Raw genomic sequence first — 20,813 nt, 5'->3', positions numbered from 1 at the left:
AGCCTTGCAGCACCCCAGCGCGCCACGGGCGCGCGAACCGTCCGCACTTCGCATCAAGGAGGCCCATCGTGCCGTCGACCCCAGCCCAGCGCCGTGCGGCGTTCGCCGAGCTCGTCCGGTCCCCCGCGCCACTCATACTCCCGGGCGCCTATGACGCCTTCACCGCGAAGCTCGTCGAACGCGCCGGTTTCCCCGCGACCTACCTCGGCAGTTTCGCCGCCGCCGCGAGCACGTTCGGCGAGCCGGACGTCGGACTGATCACGATGACCGAAATGGTGGACGCGGCGCGCCGGATCGTCGAGGCGACCGAGCTGCCCGTGCTCGTGGACGGCGAGAACGGCTTCTACGAGCCCGAGAACATCTGGCGGACGGTACGGGCCTTCGAGTCCGCCGGCGTGGTGGGCATCCACATCGAGGACAACCTCGGCGGCAAGCACACGTCGCGACCGGCGGGACTGATGTCTCCCGAGCGGATGGCGAAGCGCATCCGGGCGGCGCTGGACGCCCGCACGGATCCGACCTTCCAGATCATCGCGCGGTCGGACGCGGCCTGGGTACACCGGGACATCGACGACGCCGTCAACCGCCTGCAGAGCTATGTCGCCGCCGGGGCCGACGCGGTTTTCGCTCCCGCGATTCCCGCGGCCAAGCTGAAGGAGGTCCGCTCGCGCATCGACGCCCCCGTCATGGTGGCCGCGGACCTGTTCGACGCTCCGGGCGGCGACCGCCCGGGCAGCACGCTCGCGGAGTACGCCGACGCGGGAGCGGACATCCTCCTGCTGTGGTACAGCCTCATCGGCGCGGCGGCCAAGAGCGTCACAGCGGTTCTCGACGCGCTCGAGGAGGGCCGGGAGGTCGCCGACATCCGCGGCCTGATGCTCGGGCAGCACACGTTCGAGTCCCTTATGGACTACGCCGCCTACGAGCGACGCGCCGCCCGGTACCAGTGACGCCCCCAGCTCCGCAATCCCGGTCCGTTCTGACGAAAGACGGTAACCCCATGAACAACGACAATCCCACCGGCACTACCGCGTTCACCGACGCGCGGGTGATCGTAGGCGACGGCACCACGGTTCTCGACGACGCCGTGATCACAGTCCAGGATGGACGCATCACCGGCCTCAGCCAGGCCCCGGCCGGGGACCTCACCGGCGCGAGCGTGGTCTCGTTGCGGGGCAAAACGGTCATGCCCGCGCTGGTCAACCCGCACGGGCACATCGGCTACATGCGAGGTGCCGCCTGCGATCCGGGCTTCTATTCGCGCGAGAACATCCTCGACCACCTCCGCCGGTTCGTCTACTACGGAATCAGCACGTTCCAGTGCCTCGGGACCGACCGGAACGGCATCGAGATCGCCATCCGCGACGAGCAACGCTCGGGAATCCTTGACGACCCGGACCTGGCGACCTTCTTCACCGCGGGCTCCGGCCTGGTCGCGGCGCCCGGCCCCGGGCAGGCCAGCGGCGCGCCGTTCTTCGCCGTCGACGCGGTGCACCAGGTGACCGACCCGGCGGACGGGCGGGCCTTCGTGCGCGAGCTCGCGGGGCGGAAGGTCGACGCGGTCAAGTTCTGGATCGACGACCGGGGCGGCACCGCGGCCAAGCTGTCGCCGGAGGCGTGCCGGGAGATCGTCGACGAAGCCCACGAGCACGGCATCCCGGCCGCGGCGCACATCTACACCGTCGAGGACGCGAAGGTCGCGCTCGACGCCGGTGCCGACATCCTCGCCCACATGCCCCGCAGCCCGGGTCCCGACCAGGAGCTGATCGAACGGCTCGTCGAGCGCGACACCGCGGTCTTCACCTCGATGAGCGTGCAGGGCCCGACGCGCACCGAATGGCTGGACGATCCGGCGGTGCGGGAGACGCTGCCGGCCACCGCCATCGAGGAGCTGCGCGGCCGGATGCGGGCGCGAGGCGGGGAACCACTGTTCGACACCGGCGAGACCTACCGCCGCCTGCAGGAGAACTTCGCCACCCTGCACCAAGCCGGCGTCCGGCTCGTCTACTCGGCCGACACGGGCCTGCTCGCGCAGCTCCCCGGGCTCGCCGAGCACCGGGAGCTCGAAGCGCTGGTCGAAGCGGGCCTGTCCCCGATCGAGGCGATCGAGTTCGCCACCCGGCGCTCGTCCCACCTGCTGGGGCTGACCGACCGGGGGACCATCGAGGTCGGCAAGCGGGCCGACCTGCTGGTCCTCGACGCCGACCCGCGCGCGGACATCACCAACACCCGCCGCATCGCCGATGTCGTGCTCGAGGGGCGGGTCGTGGACCGCGAACGCCTGCGGCGGCAGTGGCGAACCGACGGCGAGTGACCCGTTGCCCGATCGGCGCCCCTGCGCGGTAACCCGCGGTGCCAGCCGCTCGTAAGTGCGACCAGCCGAGTACGGCTCCCTGCCGGGCCATCACACCACTCGGACCCCGCCGTGACGCCGGGACCGCCTCGTCGCGGACATCAGGCCGCCACCGTCACACCGCGGCCGAAATGCACGGGCAACCTTTCCTCCAGCGTCTTGTACCGACCGGTCAATATGCATATAGTTCAGGCAACGTCGCGCACCACTGCTCCCCTGGATCGTGGGCGCGTCGTCCGCCTCCTGCCCCAGCTCTTGTGCGGGGCAGGCGGCATCCACCCGGCCGACCCCACCGCTAGGAACGGGTCAGATCGACCGGTACAAAGCGCCGCGTGGTGAAGCGAATCTCCCCCGAAGTCGTTGGAGGTAATGATGGTGGTCGAGCAACAACAGGCGGCGCGGGTCAATCCCGCGCGCGTGGCCTTCGCCAGCTTCGTCGGCACGGCGATCGAGTGGTACGACTTCTTCCTGTTCGGTTCGGCGGCGACCCTGGTGTTCAACACCCAGTTCTTCCCCACCCTGAGCCCGTTGGCCGGGACTCTCGCGGCCTTCGCGACGTTCGGCGTCGCCTTCGTCGCGCGCCCGCTGGGCGGTATCGTGTTCGGGCACTTCGGCGACCGGCTCGGCCGGAAGCGGATGCTGATCCTGTCCCTGCTGTTGATGGGCGGCGGGACGGTCGCCATCGGCGTGTTGCCCACCTACGCCCAGATCGGCCTCGCCGCGCCTCTCCTGCTGGTTCTCGTCCGGCTGGTCCAGGGCTTCGCGGTGGGCGGCGAATGGGGTGGCGCCGTGCTGATGGCGGTGGAGCACGCCCCGCCGCGGCGGCGGGCCTTCTACGGCAGCTGGCCGCAGGCCGGCGTCCCGGCCGGGCTCGTGCTGTCGGCCGCGGCGTTCCTCGCGGTGCAGCAGCTGCCGAAGGACCAACTGTTGTCGTGGGGCTGGCGCCTGCCGTTCCTGGCCAGCGCGGTGCTCATCGCGGTCGGCTTCTACGTGCGTTCCCGCCTCAGCGAGTCGCCCGAGTTCGAGCAGGTGTCGCAGGCCCGGGAGGTGTCGAAGTTCCCGCTGAAGGACACCCTGCGACGTTCCCCCCGCTCCGTTCTCGTCGGTCTGTTCGCCCAAGCCGCGTCCAACATCCCCTTCTACGTGGTGACCGTGTTCGTGCTGTCGTACGGCCCCGGCGAGGTCGGCATCTCCCGCAGCACGGTGCTGACCTGCTTGATCGTCGCCTCGTTGCTGGACATCGCCGCGGTGCCGCTGGTGGCCGTCCTCGCCGACCGCATCGGCAGGCGGAACGTCCTGCTGGCCGGGGCGGTCTACTCGGCCCTCGCCGCGTTCCCGTTCTTCTGGCTGATCGACAGCGGCGCCCCCGCCGCGGTGCTCATCGCGATGTTCCTGTTCGCCTGCCTCGGCCACGCGCTGAGCTACAGCGCCATGGCCGGCTTCCTGGCCGAGCTGTTCGACGCCGAGCACCGCTACACCGGCGTCTCGGTCGCGTACCAGGTGGGCGGGCTGATCACCAGCGGTCCGGCGCCGTTCATCGCCGCGGCCCTGTTCGCCGGCTTCGGTGGCTCCTGGGTGATCTCCCTGTACATCGTCCTGGCGTGCGCGATCACGTTCACCGCGCTCCTGTTCACGCCGCGCCGGCACTGAGCGGCGGGAAAACCGGGACACCGCGCTGATCCAGAGCCGGGCCCCGCGGCCGGAACCGCGGGGCTACCGGCCCACGAGCGTGGTGACCAGTGTTTCGGCGATGGCGCGGAGCTCGTCAGGCGTGTGGTCCACCCGTTCCAGCACGGCGATGCCGCGGGTGGTGGTGACGACCAGGCGCGCGACCGCCCTGATGTCGACGGCCAGTTCCACGCCGTCGTCGATGGCGACGAGCGCGTCGTGGACGAGGTCTTCCAGCTTGTCCAGCATCGCGCGGACCGCGGTTTCCACCCGGGGAGAGTCCGTCGCGGCCTCGACGGCCGTGCGGGTGGACAGGCAGCCGCGGGACGGGGAGCCGGCCGAGAACATGGCGATGCAGTAGTCGAAGAAGGACAGCAGGGCGGTCCGCTTGTCGGGGCCGTTCAGCGCGTCACGGGCGCCTGCGAGGAAGCGATCGGTGTATTCGCCGAAGGCACGAAGGAAGATCTCCTCCTTGCCCCCGTAGGCGTGGTACAGCGAGCCACGCTGGACTCCGGTGCCCGCGGCGAGGTCGAGCATCGACGTCGCGCGGAACCCCCGCTCGGCGAAGACGTCGAGCGCGCGCTCGAGCGCCACTCGCTCGTCGAACTGCCGAACCCCGGCCATGAAACTCCTTCCTGTCCCGCGCCCGACGACTCTACCGGGATCGAAGATGCTGCCTCCGGACAGCGGCAGTGCCACGGCCCAGCCGATCACCCCAGCGGGCCCGAGTGACGACAGCAGGCCCGGCCCGCTCAGCTCGGTCGCCAGTACGACCGCCGTGGCCGGAGCGCGGGCCCCGGCCGCGAGGCAGGCGGCCATCCCCACGACGGCCGCCCCCGGTACCGGGAACGCGGCGCCTACGGCCGCGCCGACGAACAGCGCCGGACCGATGGTGCCACCCACCCCGCCGACGCCGAGGGTGACGCTCGTCGCGAGGATCTTGGCGGCTGCCAACAGGAGCAGGGCGCCGGTGCTTCCGGATCCCGTGGCAGTGTGGGTGATGACGTCCTGCCCGATCCCGCCGACCTGGGGCACCGCGAGTACCGCCGCGCCCATCAGCACCCCGCCGACGGCCGGGCGCGCCCACTCGGGCCACCGCCACACCAGATCGGCCGCCCGCCGCACCAGGTGCAGGCTCCAGATCAGCGAGACCCCGGCGAACCCGGCGAGCAGCGCCACCGGCACGGTGGCCAGGTGCGGGCCGAACCCGGCGATGTCCGGCGCGGGCAGCCGCAGCGGTTCCCCCGGCAGGGCCCAGGCGACCGTGGTTCCGGAGACGGCCCCGGCCACCGTCGCGGCCAGCTCGAGCGGGCTCACGCCGGTCAGCAGGACTTCCACGACCAGGACGACGCCGGCCATCGGCGCCTGGAAGGACCCGGCGACCCCGCCCGCCACGGCGGACGCCACCGTCGATCGCACCAGCGTGACCGGTACTCGCGGCAGCCGCACCAGCGCCGAGCCGAGTGCCGCGGAGATGTGGATGATCGGGCCCTCGCTCCCGGCCGATCCCCCGGAACCGAGAGTGAGACCGGCGGCAATCCCCTTGACGCCCGCGACGCGGGGACGGAGTGGCTCCGCCGTCGCGAGCGCTCGCCGGACCTGCGGAACCCCGCCGCCCCCGGCCTCCGGCGCGCACACCGCCAGCAACGGCCCGTAAGCCAGCGCTGCCACTGCCGGGGCGAGAAGAACCACCGGCGCCGGCGCACCGTGCAGCAGCCATCGGCACGCCGCCACGGTCTGGATGAGAGCGACACCGGAAGCGCCGGCCAGGGCACCCGCGAGCACCGCGAGCACCAAGGCCGCGGGCCATCTTCGCGTCATCGTTGAAAGGCCCGTGCCGAAGGCGCCGGCACCCGGCCATCCGGGCCGCCCGCAGTCAGCTCGGATGCGGCCGCCGTGTGTCCGAAAGCGACAGTGGTGGCAGCGCCGAGGTCTAAAACTGACGGAGGTTGTTGGCAGTCTGGGCTCCTGATCAAGGGAGGCCCCATGGCTGAGCGAGTGTGGAGTGAGAAGGACCTGGTCAGGCGCGCGAACCGGCGCCTGGCCGTTCTTCGTCACGCGGAGGAGATCAGTGGCAATGTCGCGGCGACCTGCCGGTATGACGGCATCAGCCGCACCGTGTTCTACCGGTGGAAACACCGCTACGAAGACGAGGGCATCGACGGTCTGAAGGACCGGTCCAGCGCACCGCTGCACTGCCCGACCATCACCCACCCGCAGGTGGTCGAGAAGATCATCCACCTGCGGCAGCATTACCACTTCGGCCCGCTGAAGATCAGCATGTACCTGCGTCGCTACCACGACCAGGAGATCAGCGCCTCCACGATCTATCGCATCCTGAAACGCCTGGGCCTGAGCCGGCTGCCGGCCTCTCAGCGCTACAAGCGCCATCAGCAGCGCTGGAAGCGTTACGAGAAGCAGCGCCCAGGCCACCAGTTGCAGATCGACGTCATGTCCGTCGAACCGATCACCACCGACGCCGGCCGAAAGAAGCGGTACTACCTCCTACACCGCGATCGATGACTGCACCCGGCTGCGGATCCTGAAGATTTACCCGCGGTCTGACCAGAAGACCGCGATCCAGTTCCTGGACCATGTGCTGTCCAGACTGCCGGTTCAGGTTGAGAAGATCCAGACCGACAACGGGGCGGAGTTCCAGTCGGCGTTTCACTGGCACCTGCTCGACCAGGGCATCGGTCACGTCTACATCCGCCCCGCCACCCGACGTCTCAACGGCAAGGTCGAGCGCTCACACCGCATCGACGCTGAGGAGTTCTACCGCCTACTCAACGGCATCGTCCTCGGCGACACCGCGGTGTTCAACGAGAAGCTCAAGGAAAGGGAGGACTACTACAACTATCACCGCCCCCACGGCGGCCTCGGCGGGCCCGCGGCGCACGATCAGGCCGACTGCGGGGTCAGACGCTGGAAGAGTTCCCACGCAGCCCGCTCGACGTGGTTGTGCAGCAGCTTGCCGTCTTCGCGCACCTCCCACACCGCGGTTCCGCTGAACGAGATCGGCCGTCCGTCCGGCTCGGTGCCGAACATTCCCTTGTTGCGGCCGTGCACCCGCCAGCGCGAGGCGACACGGCTGCCGTCGTGGTTCTGGAACGTTTCGACGACCTCCAGCCTGAAGTCGTCGATCTTCTCCCGGAACGCCCGGATCCACGCCTTGAAGTTCTCGCGCCCTTCGATGCGCTCGCCCGCGTTCGTGATGACGAAGTCCTCGACGACGTAGCGGTCCGCGGCGTCCGGGTTGCCCGCGTTCCACACGTCGCGCCAGAACGACTCGACCACTTCCACCGAGTTCACCGGCGACATCGGCAACCTCCTCGACCTATGTTTGACAACACTGTCAAACATAGGCGGTCCCGCCTTCGCAGCCCAGCTTTTGCGAGCACCGCCACACGACAACGGCCGGGCACCCGAAGTGCCCGGCCGAATCCGTCGTACGTCGGTCAGCTCGCGACCGTGAAGGCGTCCTCGAACGTGTAGCCGCCGAGCAGTTCCCGGGCGGCCACCATGTACTGGATGGTGGGCGTACCCTCCTCCAGCCAGTTCAGGCGCGCGTCGCGGTAGAGGCGTTCGATCGGGTACTTCCGCGTGTAGCCGATCCCGCCGTGCACCAGCAGCGCGCGGTCGGTGACCCGGCCGACGGCCTCCAGTCCGAACTGCTTGACCAGTGACGACTCGGCCGGGATCCGCTTGCCGCTGTCCCATTTGGACGCCGCGTCCGCCAGCATGCCGCGCAACGCGTACACGTCGGCGGCCATCTCGGCCAGGTAGCGCTGGATCGCCTGGCGCTGCGCGATCGGCTTGCCGAACGTGACCCGCTCCTGCGCGTACTTCAGCGACAGCTCCAGCGCCCGCGACGCCGTGCCCAGCGAAGAGGCGGCGATGAACACCCGGCTGATCTCCAGCGCCCGCTCCAGGTGCGCGCCGCCCTCGCCCTCGGCGCCGACCAGAGCCGACACCGGCACCCGCACATCCTCGAACGTCAGCTCGCCGTGCTCGGCACCCTTGCAGCCCATCGTCTCCGGCAGCGGCGCGATGGAGAACCCGGGGGTGTCGCGCGGCACGATGAGCGCCGAGACGTCCTGGTCGGACGTCTTGGCGAACACCAGGAAGTGCGAGGCGATGTCGGAGTTGGTGATGAGCCACTTGCGCCCGTTGAGCACGTACTCGTCACCCTCGCGCCGCGCGGTGGTCGACAGGTCGGCGCCGGTCCCGTTGCCCGGCTCGGTAAGCGCGAAGGCCAGCGACTTCTCGCCGGTCGCCGCGCCCGGGAGGATCTCCTTCTTCTGAGCGTCGTTCCCGATCTCAGACAGGGCGTGCGCGAAGGAGTTGTGCACGTGCACGATGGCCCGGATGCCACCCTGGATCTTCGCGAACTCGGCCAGGATCGGCAGGTACTGCGCCATCGACAGCCCGGCGCCGCCGTACTCCTGTGGCACGATCAGCCCGAACGCGCCACACGAACGCAGCGCGGGCAGGACGATGTCGTACGGAATGGTTTCGGTGTCCTCGATCTGGTGTTCCAGCGGGTCGAGCTCGTCCCAGATCGTGGCGAGCACACTGTCGCGCAGCTTCCGGTACTCGTCGACGGGCAGACCTGTGTTCATCGTTTCCTCCTTGGGATCTAAAGCGTCCAGCCGCCGTCGGCGGCGAGCACCGCACCGGTGCAGAACGTCGCGTCCTCGGCCAGGAAGACCGCGGCGCGGGCGATTTCCTCGACCGTGCCGAATCGCCCGAGCAGCGTGGCATCGGCGATCCTGGCGCGTGCCACGTCCGGGATCGCCGACGTCATGTCGGTGTCGACGAAACCCGGGGCGAGCACGTTGACCCGCACCCCCTTGGGCGCGAGTTCCTTCGCCAGGGAGCGGGCGAAGCCCACGGCCGCCGCCTTGGCGCTCGCGTAGGCCGTGTCGCCGGGGAAACCCACGGAACCGACCGCGGAGCCGACCAGCACGACGCCGGGGCTCGCCCCCTGGGCCAGCCACGGGATCGCGGCCTGGACGAGCGCGGCGGTGCTTCTCAGGTTCGCCTCGACGACCTGCCACCAGTCGTCGAGATCGATCTTGGCGAGTTTGCCGCCCTGCCACACCGCCGCGTTGAGCACGAGCGTGTCCAGCCGGCCCCACTGGCCGGTGACCTGCTCGATCACCGCCCGGGCACCCTCGGGCGCGGCGAGGTCGAAGGGCACCGGCAGAACTCGGTCCGGGTGGACCGCGGCGAGCTTCTCGACGAGCTCACCGCCGGTCCGGTAGGTACCGGCGACCCGCAGGCCCCGGTCGAGGAGCTGCTGCGCGATGCCGGCTCCGATACCGCGGGAGGCGCCGGTGACCAGGGCCACCCGCTCGCCGGTCATGCTGTCGTCTGCATCCATCACAGTATTGTACCGATCGGTCTATACGAATAGGTATGTGACATTTATCGAAAAAGAAGGGTCAGATCCGCTCGACGATCGTGGCGTTGGCCATGCCGCCCCACTCGCACATCGTCTGGAGCCCGAAGCGGGCCCCGCGACGCTCCAGCGCGCCGACGAGCGTCGTCATGATCCGGGCGCCGCTGGCGCCCAGCGGGTGGCCGAGCGCGATGGCACCGCCGTGCACGTTGAGCCGGTCGTGCTCCACCTTGAGATCGTTCATCCAGGCCAGCGGAACCGGCGCGAACGCCTCGTTCACCTCGAACAGGTCGATGTCGTCGGCGGTCAGCCCGGCACGCTCGAGCACCGCGCGGGTGGCCGGCACGACGCCCATGAGCATGACGATCGGGTCGTCCCCGACGACGGCCATCGAGTGCACCCGCGCCCGCGGGGTCAGGCCCAGCTGCTCGGCCTTCTCCGCGCTCATCAGCAGGACGCCCGCCGCACCGTCGGTCAGCGGCGAGGAGTTGCCCGGCGTGATCTTCCAGTCGATCTCGGGGAACCGCCGCGCAGCCGCTTCGTCCACGAAGGACGGCCGGAGCCCGGCGAGCGCCTGCACCGTGGTCCCCGGCCGGACGGTCTCGTCGACGGTGACCTCGGGCGCGTCGGTGACGGTGATCAGATCGGGCGCGAAGGCATCCCGCGCGGCTGCGGCGCGGTGGTGCGAGGCCGCGGAGAACTCGTCCAGCTCGTCGCGGTCCAGCTGCCAGCGGGCGCAGATCAGCTCGGCGGACAGCCCCTGGCCGATGAGCCCGCCACCGGGAAACCGCTCCGCGATCCGCGAGCCGAGGTGGTCGGCACCCTGGGCATCGGAGTGCATCGGCACCCGCGACATCGATTCGACACCGCACGCGATGACGATGTCGGCCGCGCCGGCCTGGATCGCCTGTGCCGCGAAGTGCACGGCCTGCTGGCTCGAACCGCACTGCCGGTCGATCGTGGTCGCCGGCACCGAGAGCGGGAAGCCCGCGGCCAGCACGGCGCTGCGGGTGGGGTTGATCGCCTGCTCCCCCGCTTTGGTGACGCAACCGCCGATCACGTCGTCGACCAGGGCCGGATCGAGATCGGCGCGCCGGACGAGTGCGGCGAGGACGTCGGCGAGCAGGTGCACGGGGTGGACGTGCGAGAGCGCACCGCCCTTCTTCCCCTTGCCGACGGGCGTGCGCACAACGTCGACGATGACCGCGTCGCGCACTGGTGTCATGGTTCCTCCCTGGGGCGGGTTCACACCGACCGGCGGGTGCCGATCGGCAGCCGGGACGGCAGAGCGGGCATCGGGCCGCCCGTGCGGCCGCCGGGCACGCCGGCGAACCGATAGGGCACGGGTTCCCGGCCGGGCTGGACGACGACAACCTCGCTCGGGTCGTCGCCGACGGCGCACGAGACCAGCGCACGTGCCACGTCGGGCACGGTGACCAGCGGGAAGCCGAGCCGGTCGAGCTCGGGACGGGCGGCGCCCAGCATCGGCGTGTCGACCAGGCCGGGGCAGACCGCGTGCAGCCCGACCCCCTTGGCGGCGAGCGTGGGCGCGTAGCTCCGGACCAAGCCGATCACCGCGTGCTTCGTCATCGCATACACCGGATCGAACGGCACCGCGGTCATGCCCGCGAGTGACGCGGTCACGACCGCGCGCCCGCGCGCGGCCAGCAGCCGCGGCACGAGGGCCTGCAAGCCGTGGACCACGCCGTCGACGTTGACCGACCACGCGCGGCGGTAGGCCACGGGATCGACGTCGAGGAGCTCCGCTTCGCCGAGCGCGACGCCCGCGTTCAGCACCAGCGCGGTGAGGGGGAGACCGGCGGCCCCGACGGCTTCGACCGCCACTTCCCAGGCTCCGGGGTCACCCACGTCGAAGGCCACCGCGGAGGCGGCTCCGGCTTCGTCCGCCGCGCGGCCGGCCGCGTCGATGTCGAGGTCGGCGACGATGACGTGCAGTCCGCGTTCGGCGAGTTGCCGGACGACCTCGCGGCCGATTCCGCCCGCCCCGCCGGTGACGAGGGCACACCCCGCGCTGCTGGTCACGATTCCTCCCGGGATCCGACGCTGGACTGGCTCGAACAATACCTGTATAGACCGGTCGGTACAAGACTTCGAGCAGAGTTTCGCCCGTCTTCGCCGCGCGGATTCCCTATCGCGGCGCCATCCGGATCGCTCCGTCCATCCGGATGACTTCGCCGTTGAGGTAATCGTGTTCGACGATGGTGGCGACGAGCCGCGCGTACTCGTCGGGCCGCCCGAACCGCGGCGGGAACGGGACGCCGGCCGCGAGCCCGGCTCGGTACCCCTCGGCGACGGTGGCCATCATCGGGGTGTCGACGATGCCAGGCGCGATGGTCATCACCCGGATGCCCGAGGACGCCAGATCCCGGGCCGCGGGCAAGGTCAGCCCGATGACGCCGCCCTTCGACGCGGCGTAGGCGGCCTGCCCGATCTGCCCGTCGAACGCGGCGGCCGACGCGGTGTTGACCACCACCCCGCGCGCGCCGTCCGCCAGCGGCTCGGTCGTGGCGATCGCCTCGGCGGCGACGGTCAGCACGATGAAGGTGCCGGTGAGGTTGATGTCGAGGACCTTCCGGAAGAGGGCCACGTCGTGCCTGCCCGAGCGGGACACGATGCGGGCCGACGGGGCGATCCCCGCGCAGTTCACCGCGATCCGCAGCGGCGCGCCCGCGTCGGCGGCCGTGCCGACGGCCGCCTGCACCTGGTCGGCATCGGTGACGTCGGCCTCAACATAGGTCACCCCCTCGACCGGGGTGGCCGCCGCGACCGCCGCGGGCAGGTCGAGCGCGAAGACCCGCGCCCCCTTCTCGGCCAGCAGGCGGGCCGTCGCCTGGCCGAGCCCGGACGCACCGCCGGTGACCAGGGCAGCGCTGTCGTCGATTCGCATGTCGTTTCCTTCCACGTCGGCGACACCGGCGCAGGGAAGCCACGGAAGGGCAAGGAGAACGAGCCGGCCGCGAGGGCCCGGCGAGGGAGACCCGGTCCACAAAACCCGTTGGCGGGCAGCCGATGTCCCCTGTTTGTAGCAGAGCAGGCGAAACAACGACAAGCAGTTTCGTACCGAACGGTACACGTCACATTTTTCGCAAGGCAGGTGGCGCGGAATCGTGGGGGCCGCTCGATCCGCGTCAGGCCCGGATGCCGTCGATCAGCGCGTCGAGGAACATGTCCGCGACCTCGTCGGGTTTCAGCTCGCCGTCGGGCTCCATCCACAGGTACGTGTAGTTGAGCATGCCCAGGATCCCTTTCACCAGCAGGCGCGGGGTCTGGCGCAGCACCCCCGCACGCACGCCGTTGTCCAGCGCCTGCCGCCAGTAGCTTTCGTACCGTTCACGGGCCGCGATGACGTGGTCCCGGCGCTCACCGGTCAGTGCGGTGTACTCGCGGAAGAACACGGCCCACTCGGAGCGGTGCTCGGCGATGTTGGCCAGCAGCCCGTGGGCCATCCGCCGGAGCAGCTCCTCCGGAGAGAGATCCTGGTCGAGCAGCGCCTCGGCGTAGCTGTTCATCTTGTCGACCTGCTCCTTGCTGATCGCGTAGAGCACGGCCTCCTTGCTGCCGATGTAGTGGTAGAGCGCGCCCCGGCCGAGCCCGACCGCCTGCCCCAGCTCGGCCATCCCGGTGCCGTGGTAGCCGTTCCGGGCGAACAGATCCGCCGCGATGCCGATCACGCGCGCCCTGTTCGCCTCGAAACTCGTGACCGTCATAGCCGACGCCGCCCTCACTCCCGATCGTGGACCGAACGATCCACATGATATCGCCCGGAGGCGCGCTACCGGCGTTCAGGCGTGGTCAGCGCAGACCCAGGAGGTTCCGCACCCGGAACTTCTGCACCTTCCCCGAGGTCGTGCGCGGCAGCGACGTGCCGGTGAAGGTGAACCGGCGCGGGATCTTGTAGGTCGCCAGCTCGCTCTTCAGGTACCGCGTCAGCTCCTCCTCGCCGAGCTCGCACCCGGGCCGCAGGACCACCATGGCCGCGCCGACCTCGCCCCACTCCGGGTCCGGGACACCCACCACCGCGGCCTCGAGGACCGCCGGGTGCTGCGCGACCACGCGTTCCACCTCGGCCGGGTACACGTTCAGCCCGCCGGTGATGATCATGTCCTTCGACCGGCCGGAGATGTAGAGGTAGCCGTCCTCATCGACGTGGGCCAGGTCACCGGTGTGCAGCCAGCCGCCCTCGAGGGTGGCGGCCGTCGCGTCCGGCTTGCCGTAGTAGCCGATCATCGTGGCCGGCGAGCGGCAGATGATCTCGCCGACCTCGCCCGGCGCGGTGTCCTGCCCGCGCTCGTCCACCACCCGCACCTCGGCCGCGCTGCAGGCGCGCCCGGCGGAGCCCGCCTTGCCCACGGCCTCGTCAGGTCGTACGTAGGTCATCATCGTGGGGAACTCGCTCATCCCGTACACCTGCAGCACCGCACAGGACGGGAGCAGGCGGCGGGCGTCGGCGAGCGCGGTCAGCGGCACCGGTTCGCCGCCGCTGCAGATCAGCCGCAGCGAGCTGACGTCGTGGTCGCCGAGGCCGGGATGCCCGAGCACACGCTTGAGCACCGTGGGAACGAGCAGCACGGACGTCACCCGGTGCCGTTCCACCATGGCGAGGAACCGCTCGGGGGTGAAGCCGGTACTGGGCGAGAGCACCACCCGCCCGCCCCGCCACAACGTCGCGAGGGCGAGGTCGTGGAACCCCGCCGCCCAGCACAAGGCGGGCACCACCAGGTACACCTCGTCCGCGGTGATGCCGTAGTCCACGACCTGGTGGAAGGAGTTCCACAGCACCGTGGCGTGGGTGTGCATCGCGCCTTTCGGCGCACCGGTGGTCCCGGAGGTGTACTGCAGCAGGAACAGGTCTCCCGAGCCGACCTCGACCTCCGGCGGCGGGCCGGCCCGCGAGATCAGCTCCTCATACGCGAAATCCCCGTCCACGGTGCCCACGCCGACGTACCGGGCGGCCGACCCGCCGGCGCGCAGCTCCTTCACCACCGGTTCCAGCGCCTGCTCGTACACCACCCAGGACGCCGCGCAGTCGTCCAGGATGTAGCGCAGCTCACCGGCCTTGAGCAGGTAGTTGAGCGGCACCACCACCCCGCCGAGCTTGGCGACGGCGAAGAAGAGCTCCACCCATTCGACCCGGTTGTGCAGCAGCACGCCGACCCGGTCGCCCTTGGCGAAACCCTGGGCGTGCAGGGCGGCCGCGAGCCGGTCCGACCGCTCGTCGAGCTCGTCGAAGGTGACCTCACGGCTTTCGAAGACGACCGCCACGCGGCCTTCGTTGACCCGGCCGGCCAGGCGCGGTTTGCGCAGCAGCTCGGCCACCGTGTAACTGTCCATTTTCGCTCCGCTTCAGAAGATCGCGGCGTACATGATCTTTTCCTGGGTGGCCTCTTCCCGGCTGAACTCGGCCACGGTGCGACCGAACCGGGCGACCAGGATCCGGTCCGACACGGCGAGGATCTCCGGCAGGTAGGACGAGATCACGATGACCGCCTTGCCCTCGTCGGCGAGCTGCCGGATCAACTGGTGGATCTCCTCGATCGCGCCGACGTCCACACCGCGGGTCGGCTCGTCGAAGATGATCACCTCCGGGTCCGCCACCAGCGACTTGCCGACGACCACCTTCTGCTGGTTCCCGCCGGAGAGCTCGACGATCTTCGCGTCGGCGTTGATCGCCTTGATCCGCAGCCGGTCGCTCCACTCCTTCGCCACCCGCTTGCGCCGCGCCGAGGACAACCACCACTGCCGCCGCCCCTTGCGCGAGGCGAGCAGGCCGAGGTAGAGGTTCTCGGCGATGGTCATCGTCTCGAAGAACCCGTCCAGTTTGCGGTCCTCGGTGATGTAGACGATCCCGTCGTCGATCGCCTGCTTCGGCACCCGGTAGCGCACGGGTTTGCCGTTGAGCAGCACGCGGCCGCCGTGGATGCGGTTGCGCTTGAGCGCCCCGGCGATGATCTTCGCGGTTTCCGTGCGGCCGCTGCCGATCAGCCCCGCGACGCCGAGCACCTCCCCCGCGTAGGCGGAGAACGACATGTTCTTCACGACGTTGCCCAGGATGAGGTTCTCGACCTCCAGCACGCGGCGCTTGCGAACGTCCGCGGTGCGACGCGGCTCGACCCGCGTGGTGCTGCCCAGTTCACGCCCCACCATGTGCCGGACGATCTCGTCCCGGTCGGTCTTGGCCGCGTCCAGGCACGCCACCCGCTCCCCGTCACGCAGGACGGTGACCCGGTCGGCGATCTTGAGCGACTCCTCCAGGGCGTGCGAGACGTAGATGACGCCCAGGCCCGCCGCGCGGAGATCGTTGATGACGTTGAACAGGTGGAGCGTCTCCTCCGGGGTGAGGCTCGCGGTCGGCTCGTCGAAGATGACGATCCGCGCCCGGGAGCGCAGGGCCCGCGCGATCTCCACCATCTGCTTCTTCGCCGCGCCCAAGGTGGACACGTAGGCCGTCGGATCGACGTGGAAGTTCATCGACTGCAGCAGCTGCTGGGCCCCGATGTTGAGCGAGCGGAAACGGGTCAGCACCTTTTCGTGCCCCAGCTCGATGTTCTGCGCCGCGGTCATCGTCGGCACCAGGCTCGTCTCCTGGTACACCATCGCGATCCCGTGCTCGAGCGCGTCGTGCGGGCGGCGGAAGTTCACCAGCTCGCCACCGATCCGCAGCTCCCCGCTCGAGTGCTGCACCGCGCCGGCGAGGATCTTGCACAGCGTCGACTTGCCCGCGCCGTTCTCGCCGACCAGCGCGTGCACCTCACCGGCGCGCAGGTCGAAGTCGATGTCGTGGATCGCGTGCACGCCGCGGTAGGTCTTGGTCACCTTCGACATCTCGACGAGCAGGGTCTGCCCGGCCGCCGGGTCGATCTCCAGCTGCTCCACGATGGACTGGTTCATCACGCCTCCCCCGCCCCGGTCACCAGCACCTGGTCCCCGCCGTGCACCGCGATGAACAGCCGGCTTCCGCACTGGCGGGCCGAGGTGACACCGTGCCGCCGGCCACCGCCGCGGCTGTGCATGCTCGAGACCACGTAGCCCTCCTCGTCCAGCCGGGCCACCAGGCCGTAGGACCGCGGGGGCGCCCACGGCTTGATCACGCCGAGCTTGCGGATCTGCCCGCCCTGCAACGGTTCCAGGCCGGAGTCGAGGCCGCGCAGCGCGGGCCGGATCCAGTAGTCCGGCTCGATCGTGCGCATCATCTCCTCGACGTAGTCGCGCTGGGTCAGCACGAACTCCACCAGCTGGGTGCGCAGCGCGAACATCGCCAGCCAGTAGCCGCCGGGGGCCGGGTTGATCCGGCCCGGGTAACCGGGCAGGTTCTCCCGCAAGGTGCGACCGGCTCCGCCGGCCAGCGGGTAGCGGCGGAGCCGGTGCGCCCACGCCTCGCAGACGACGAGCGCGTCCTGCCCGGGTGTCAGCGAAACTCCGCTGGCGTAGGCCAGTCCGCCTGCCAGCACGGTGGTGCGACCGGACCGGGGGTCGTGGCGCAGCAGCCGTCCGCGGGCGTTCTGCTCCATCAGGTCCCGGACCCAGTCCCGGCCGTGGTGCCGCGTCGACCCGTCGGTGAGGTAGATCGTGCCGTCGCCGGCGAGCGCGACGTCGGTCGGGCAGTGGATCGGCACACCGGACTCGTCGGCCGCGGTCACCAGCTCCGCCGCCCCGTCACGGCCCACCCGCATCAGGCCGGTCCCCGCCACACCCACCAGCAGGCCGTCGGGACCGGGCTCCAGCGCGCCGGCCGGCCCCGGCAGGGTGGCGAGCACCTCGGAGTGCCGGAAGTCCGGACCGGACACCCGCACCACCCGGTCGGCGGTGCTCACGTACAGGTCGCCGCGCTCGTCCAGGCACACGTCCTCGGGCTCGGTCAGACCGCCGATCGCGGTCGCGACGGCGTCGAGCTCGTCGTTCGGCGTGAGCCCGCCGTCCAGCGGCGGGATGGCCCGGTGCTCGGACCTGCCGGGAAAGAGGAACTCCTTGACCAGTTCCCAGGCTTCGACTCGGGGCATCGGTCCTCCTCCTCAGCCGACGGTGGCGGGACGGCCCGCCCGCTCGGTGGTGGCCATTTCGGGTCGACCGGCGCGGAGCTCGACGCGGCCGATCCGGTTGTTCTCGAGCCCCCCGATGTAGAGGTAGCCGTTGTGCTCGCGCATCGACGTGATGGTGGAGTGCTTCTCCCCGCCCGGATCCCAGTAGGCTTCCAGCACCTCTCCGGCGTCGGACACCTTGACCACGCAGCCGTGGTTCATGCTCGGGTAGAGCCATTCGTCGCGCGGAATGCGCTTCATCATGCGGCGCCGGAAGGTGGGCATGCGCATCGCGAGGTCGTAGGTGGGTGAACGCATCCCGTTGAGCGCCACCCAGTAGGTGCCGTCGGAGGCCCGGTTGATGTTGTCCAGGTAGCCGGGGAAGTTGTCCATGAAGATCTCCAGCCTGCCCTTCTTCGGCCCGCTGTGCCAGTACCGCAGGATGCGGCACAGCCAGGTCTGCGCGATGAGCAGCGACTCGCCGTCGTGGCAGCTGCAGATCCCGTTGGGGAACACCAGATCCCGGATCACCGTCCGGGTCTTCCCGGTGGCGGGGTCGTAGCAGAGCAGCCGCCCGTTGGGCCTGCCCTCGACGCCGTCGAGGATCCAGTCGGCCATGTCGAAGCGGGTGGTGGCCTCGCTGAACCAGACCTTGCCGTCCGGTGTGATGTCGAGGTCGTCGGCCATGCGCAACCGCGAGTCGTCCCGCAGCTGGACCCACGTCCGGTTGGTCTCGTCGGAGAGCTTGCGGTGCTTTCCGTCCGGGGACACGGAATACAGACCCATGCCGCCGACGCACACGATCAGGTTCTCCTCGGCGTCGAACGCCATGCCCAGCGGGTGCCCGCCGATGCGGGCGAAGACCTCGCGCTCGCTGAAATCGGGTCCGGAGAAGCGGAGGATCCAGCCTTGCCGGGTACCGCAGTAGACGCGTCCCCGCGAGTCCACGATCACGTCCTCGGGACCCTCGACCTCGCCGAGCCCGATCGCTTCCGCGTCGCGCAGCCGGTCGTTGATCTCGAACGGGCTGCCCGAGCCCGGCCGGACGTCCGGCAGCGGGCCGTACTCGACCAGGGTCGGGTTGACGTAGGTCTTCTGGATGGCCTTGCCGCGGTTCTTGCCCCACTTGGTGTCCAGACCCACGGCGACGATCAGCACCACCGCGAGCACGGTCTGCAGGACCTCGCCGCCCACGTCCATCAGCAGCAAACCCTTGCCCAGCAGGCTGATCGTCGCCGCGCCGATGAAGGCACGCCAGACGGTGCCCTTGCCGCCGGTGAGGCTGATGCCGCCCAGGATGACCGCGGTCAGCACGTTCAGCTCGAGACCCTCGCCGACGCGCGCGCTGGCGCTGCTCAGCCGCGCCGCGTAGAAGACCCCCGCCAGCGCGCACAGCGCCCCGGCGACCACGTAGCTGATCAGCAGGACCCGCTCCACGCGGATGCCGGCGTGGCGGGCGGCCCGCCGGCTCGCGCCGACCGCGGTGATGTGCCACCCGAGCCGCGACCTGCTGAGCACGATGTGCCCGGCGACGAGCACGACCAGCAAGGTGACGAAGCTGAACGGCAGGCCGGCGACCTTGCCCGTGCCGAACCAGTCCCACACCGGGTCCATGACGAACACCGAAGCGGTCTTGGCCGAGTAGTGCAGGTCGAGCAGGTTCAGCACGCCACGGAAGATGATCAGTGTGACCAACGTGGTCAGGAACGGCCGCGCCTTGAGGTAGGCGACGATCGTGCCGTTGGTGGCGCCCAGCAGGGCACCGGCCACCAGCGTCAGCAGGATCGCCGGCACGACCGGCACCCCGGCGACGGTGATCAGCAGGATCGCGACCATGTTGCACAGCCCGAACATCGAGCCGACGGACAGATCGATGCCCCCGGAGATCATCACCACGGCCATGCCGAGGCAGATCAACGAGATCTCCGCGAGCTCCGCCGCCGTCGACAGCAGGTTCGCGGAGGTGGCGAAACCCGGCGCCGCGACGGAGAAGAACACGATCACCGCGATCAGGATGGCCAGCGGGATGGCCGGCTCCATCCACCTCTTCTCGAACAGCTCGGCGAAGAACTGTTGCGGCGAGGCGCGGTAACGCAGGTGGCGAAGCCGGTCGCGAACGGTTTCGTGCTCTCGGACGTTGCGCTCAGGTGGGCGGCGCCGCGGTGTCGCGGGCCGCACGTCCGCAGTTGCCGTCATGGTTCTCCCTCTCCGGAGCTGGGGCGCCGGGACGCCGCGGGCGGGAGGCGTCCCGGCGGGGATGGGATCAGCGAACGGTCAGCCCGTCGTTCTTGCCGTCGTAGCACATGTTCGGCTGGTTCCAGTTGGACTTGTCGATCTTCACCAGCGGCGTGTAGTCGGCGATCCGGGCCGTGCCGGGGGCCTGTCCGGACTGGACCAGGTACTTCGCGATCGCCACGATGTCCGTGCCCTGCGTGGGCACCGAGTAGCCGTAGGACTGGAAGAACATGCCGTCGCGCACGCCCTCGCAGGCGATGTTGCTGTGGTCGGAGGTGAACACCTTGACCTGGCCGAGCTTGCCCGCCTCCTTGATCGCGGCGGCCGCTCCGTACTGCATCTGGTCCCAGAAACCCCAGCTGGCGCACAGGTTCGGGTGCTGCTGGATCACCGTCGCCGTGATGTCGTGTGCCTTGGTGCGGTCCCAGTTCGCCGCCTGCGTGGAGACGATCTTGATCTCCGGGTGCTGGTCGAAGACCTGCTTCGCACCGGCCATCACGTCGAGCGTGAAGCCGGAGGTCGCGTCGCCCTGCACGATCTGCACCTCGTGCGAGGTGGGGGTGTTCGCACCGCACTGCGCGACGATGTCGGTGGCGATCCGGCGGCCGAGGTCGATGGTGTCGGCGCCGACGAAGGCGTCCGACTTGTAGTTGCTCACCATGTTGATCTGGATGACGTAGATCCCGGCCTGCTGCGCCTGCTGGATGAGCTTGGCGAGGATCTGCACGTCGAAGTTGTGCACCACCAGGACCGCGGGCTTCTCGTTGATGAGCGACTGCACGGCTTCGGCCTGCTTCGCGGTGTCCCAGTTGGGATCGCGCAGGACGTAGTTCATGCCGGCGGCCTTGAAGCCGCGTTCCAGCTGCCGGTTCCACTCCTCCATCAGCGGGGTGCCCATGCCGACCGGCACGAACGCGGCCGTCTTGCCCTGCAAGCTGTTCAGCGCGTGGTCGCGCAACTCGCCCGCGGAAGCCGTCGGCGGCACTTGGTTGTTCCCCGCGGCCGTGGTCTGGGCGCTGCCCCCGGTCGAGCAGCCGGTGACAGCCAGCACGGCGGCCGCGGCGAGCCCGCTGATCCGCAGCATCCGCGATTTGCCGATTCGCATGGCAGGACCTCC

The 20,813-nt window shown here is 70.0% G+C and carries 16 protein-coding genes and 1 pseudogene; 4 read left to right on the top strand and 13 right to left on the bottom strand.

Annotated features, from left to right (window positions below; genetic code table 11):
* The first annotated feature begins 68 nt into the window (after positions 1–68).
* From AMY39116_RS0316035 to AMY39116_RS0316025, 3 genes are all read left to right on the top strand, one after another.
* The gene (locus AMY39116_RS0316035; protein WP_020418653.1) at positions 69–950 is read left to right on the top strand and encodes an oxaloacetate decarboxylase; all 882 of its coding nucleotides are present in this window, start codon (positions 69–71) and stop codon (positions 948–950) included.
* Positions 951–1,000: 50 nt separating this feature from the next.
* Positions 1,001–2,314, top strand: coding sequence for an amidohydrolase family protein (locus AMY39116_RS0316030; RefSeq protein ID WP_020418652.1), 1,314 nt, complete (start codon positions 1,001–1,003; stop codon positions 2,312–2,314).
* A 408-nt stretch (positions 2,315–2,722) separates the two neighbouring features.
* Positions 2,723–4,003, top strand: a complete 1,281-nt coding sequence (locus tag AMY39116_RS0316025) for an MFS transporter (protein WP_039791550.1) — start codon at positions 2,723–2,725, stop codon at positions 4,001–4,003.
* Positions 4,004–4,066: 63 nt separating this feature from the next.
* Here the strand turns inward: AMY39116_RS0316025 and AMY39116_RS44710 are convergent, their stop codons facing one another.
* Positions 4,067–5,842 carry a chloride channel protein gene (locus tag AMY39116_RS44710; protein WP_084506102.1) on the bottom strand — a complete coding sequence of 592 codons (1,776 nt, stop codon included), beginning with the start codon at positions 5,840–5,842 and terminating at the stop codon, positions 4,067–4,069.
* A gap of 165 nt (positions 5,843–6,007) precedes the next feature.
* Between AMY39116_RS44710 and AMY39116_RS48115 the strand changes: the two are divergent.
* Positions 6,008–6,896 (top strand): annotated as a pseudogene (locus AMY39116_RS48115) (IS481 family transposase); the annotation flags it as partial.
* Between the two features lie 26 nt (positions 6,897–6,922).
* Here the strand turns inward: AMY39116_RS48115 and AMY39116_RS0316010 are convergent.
* The 12 genes from AMY39116_RS0316010 to AMY39116_RS42940 all read right to left on the bottom strand — a co-directional run bounded on the left by AMY39116_RS0316010 (position 6,923) and on the right by AMY39116_RS42940 (position 20,801).
* The gene (locus AMY39116_RS0316010) at positions 6,923–7,342 is read right to left on the bottom strand and encodes an ester cyclase (protein WP_020418649.1); all 420 of its coding nucleotides are present in this window, start codon (positions 7,340–7,342) and stop codon (positions 6,923–6,925) included.
* Between the two features lie 137 nt (positions 7,343–7,479).
* Complete coding sequence (locus AMY39116_RS0316005) at positions 7,480–8,643, bottom strand: acyl-CoA dehydrogenase family protein (RefSeq protein WP_020418648.1); 1,164 nt, start codon at positions 8,641–8,643, stop codon at positions 7,480–7,482.
* A 17-nt stretch (positions 8,644–8,660) separates the two neighbouring features.
* On the bottom strand, positions 8,661–9,407 hold the full coding sequence (locus tag AMY39116_RS0316000; RefSeq protein ID WP_027935963.1) for an SDR family NAD(P)-dependent oxidoreductase: 747 nt from the start codon (positions 9,405–9,407) through the stop codon (positions 8,661–8,663).
* 61 nt (positions 9,408–9,468) lie between these two features.
* Positions 9,469–10,641: a thiolase family protein gene (locus AMY39116_RS0315995; protein WP_020418646.1), complete on the bottom strand. Its 1,173-nt coding sequence runs from the start codon at positions 10,639–10,641 to the stop codon at positions 9,469–9,471.
* 29 nt (positions 10,642–10,670) lie between these two features.
* On the bottom strand, positions 10,671–11,468 hold the full coding sequence (locus AMY39116_RS0315990; RefSeq protein ID WP_020418645.1) for an SDR family oxidoreductase: 798 nt from the start codon (positions 11,466–11,468) through the stop codon (positions 10,671–10,673).
* Positions 11,469–11,574: 106 nt separating this feature from the next.
* Positions 11,575–12,333: an SDR family NAD(P)-dependent oxidoreductase gene (locus AMY39116_RS0315985; protein ID WP_020418644.1), complete on the bottom strand. Its 759-nt coding sequence runs from the start codon at positions 12,331–12,333 to the stop codon at positions 11,575–11,577.
* Between the two features lie 241 nt (positions 12,334–12,574).
* Positions 12,575–13,153 (bottom strand): TetR/AcrR family transcriptional regulator, encoded by a 579-nt coding sequence (locus AMY39116_RS0315980; RefSeq protein ID WP_020418643.1) that lies wholly within the window; start codon positions 13,151–13,153, stop codon positions 12,575–12,577.
* Positions 13,154–13,238: 85 nt separating this feature from the next.
* Positions 13,239–14,777 carry a class I adenylate-forming enzyme family protein gene (locus AMY39116_RS0315975; RefSeq protein ID WP_020418642.1) on the bottom strand — a complete coding sequence of 513 codons (1,539 nt, stop codon included), beginning with the start codon at positions 14,775–14,777 and terminating at the stop codon, positions 13,239–13,241.
* Between the two features lie 12 nt (positions 14,778–14,789).
* Positions 14,790–16,334, bottom strand: coding sequence for a sugar ABC transporter ATP-binding protein (locus AMY39116_RS0315970; RefSeq protein WP_020418641.1), 1,545 nt, complete (start codon positions 16,332–16,334; stop codon positions 14,790–14,792).
* Positions 16,334–17,443: an SMP-30/gluconolactonase/LRE family protein gene (locus AMY39116_RS42945; protein WP_020418640.1), complete on the bottom strand. Its 1,110-nt coding sequence runs from the start codon at positions 17,441–17,443 to the stop codon at positions 16,334–16,336. The genes AMY39116_RS0315970 and AMY39116_RS42945 overlap by 1 nt, the downstream gene beginning before the upstream one ends.
* A gap of 12 nt (positions 17,444–17,455) precedes the next feature.
* The gene (locus AMY39116_RS0315960) at positions 17,456–19,657 is read right to left on the bottom strand and encodes an SMP-30/gluconolactonase/LRE family protein (protein ID WP_157358567.1); all 2,202 of its coding nucleotides are present in this window, start codon (positions 19,655–19,657) and stop codon (positions 17,456–17,458) included.
* Between the two features lie 67 nt (positions 19,658–19,724).
* The gene (locus tag AMY39116_RS42940; protein ID WP_020418638.1) at positions 19,725–20,801 is read right to left on the bottom strand and encodes a sugar ABC transporter substrate-binding protein; all 1,077 of its coding nucleotides are present in this window, start codon (positions 20,799–20,801) and stop codon (positions 19,725–19,727) included.
* Positions 20,802–20,813: the final 12 nt, after the last annotated feature.

The organism is Amycolatopsis sp. ATCC 39116 (genome assembly GCF_000231075.2).
Lineage (GTDB): Bacteria > Actinomycetota > Actinomycetes > Mycobacteriales > Pseudonocardiaceae > Amycolatopsis_E > Amycolatopsis_E tucumanensis.
This window is presented reverse-complemented; position numbering and strand designations above follow the sequence as displayed.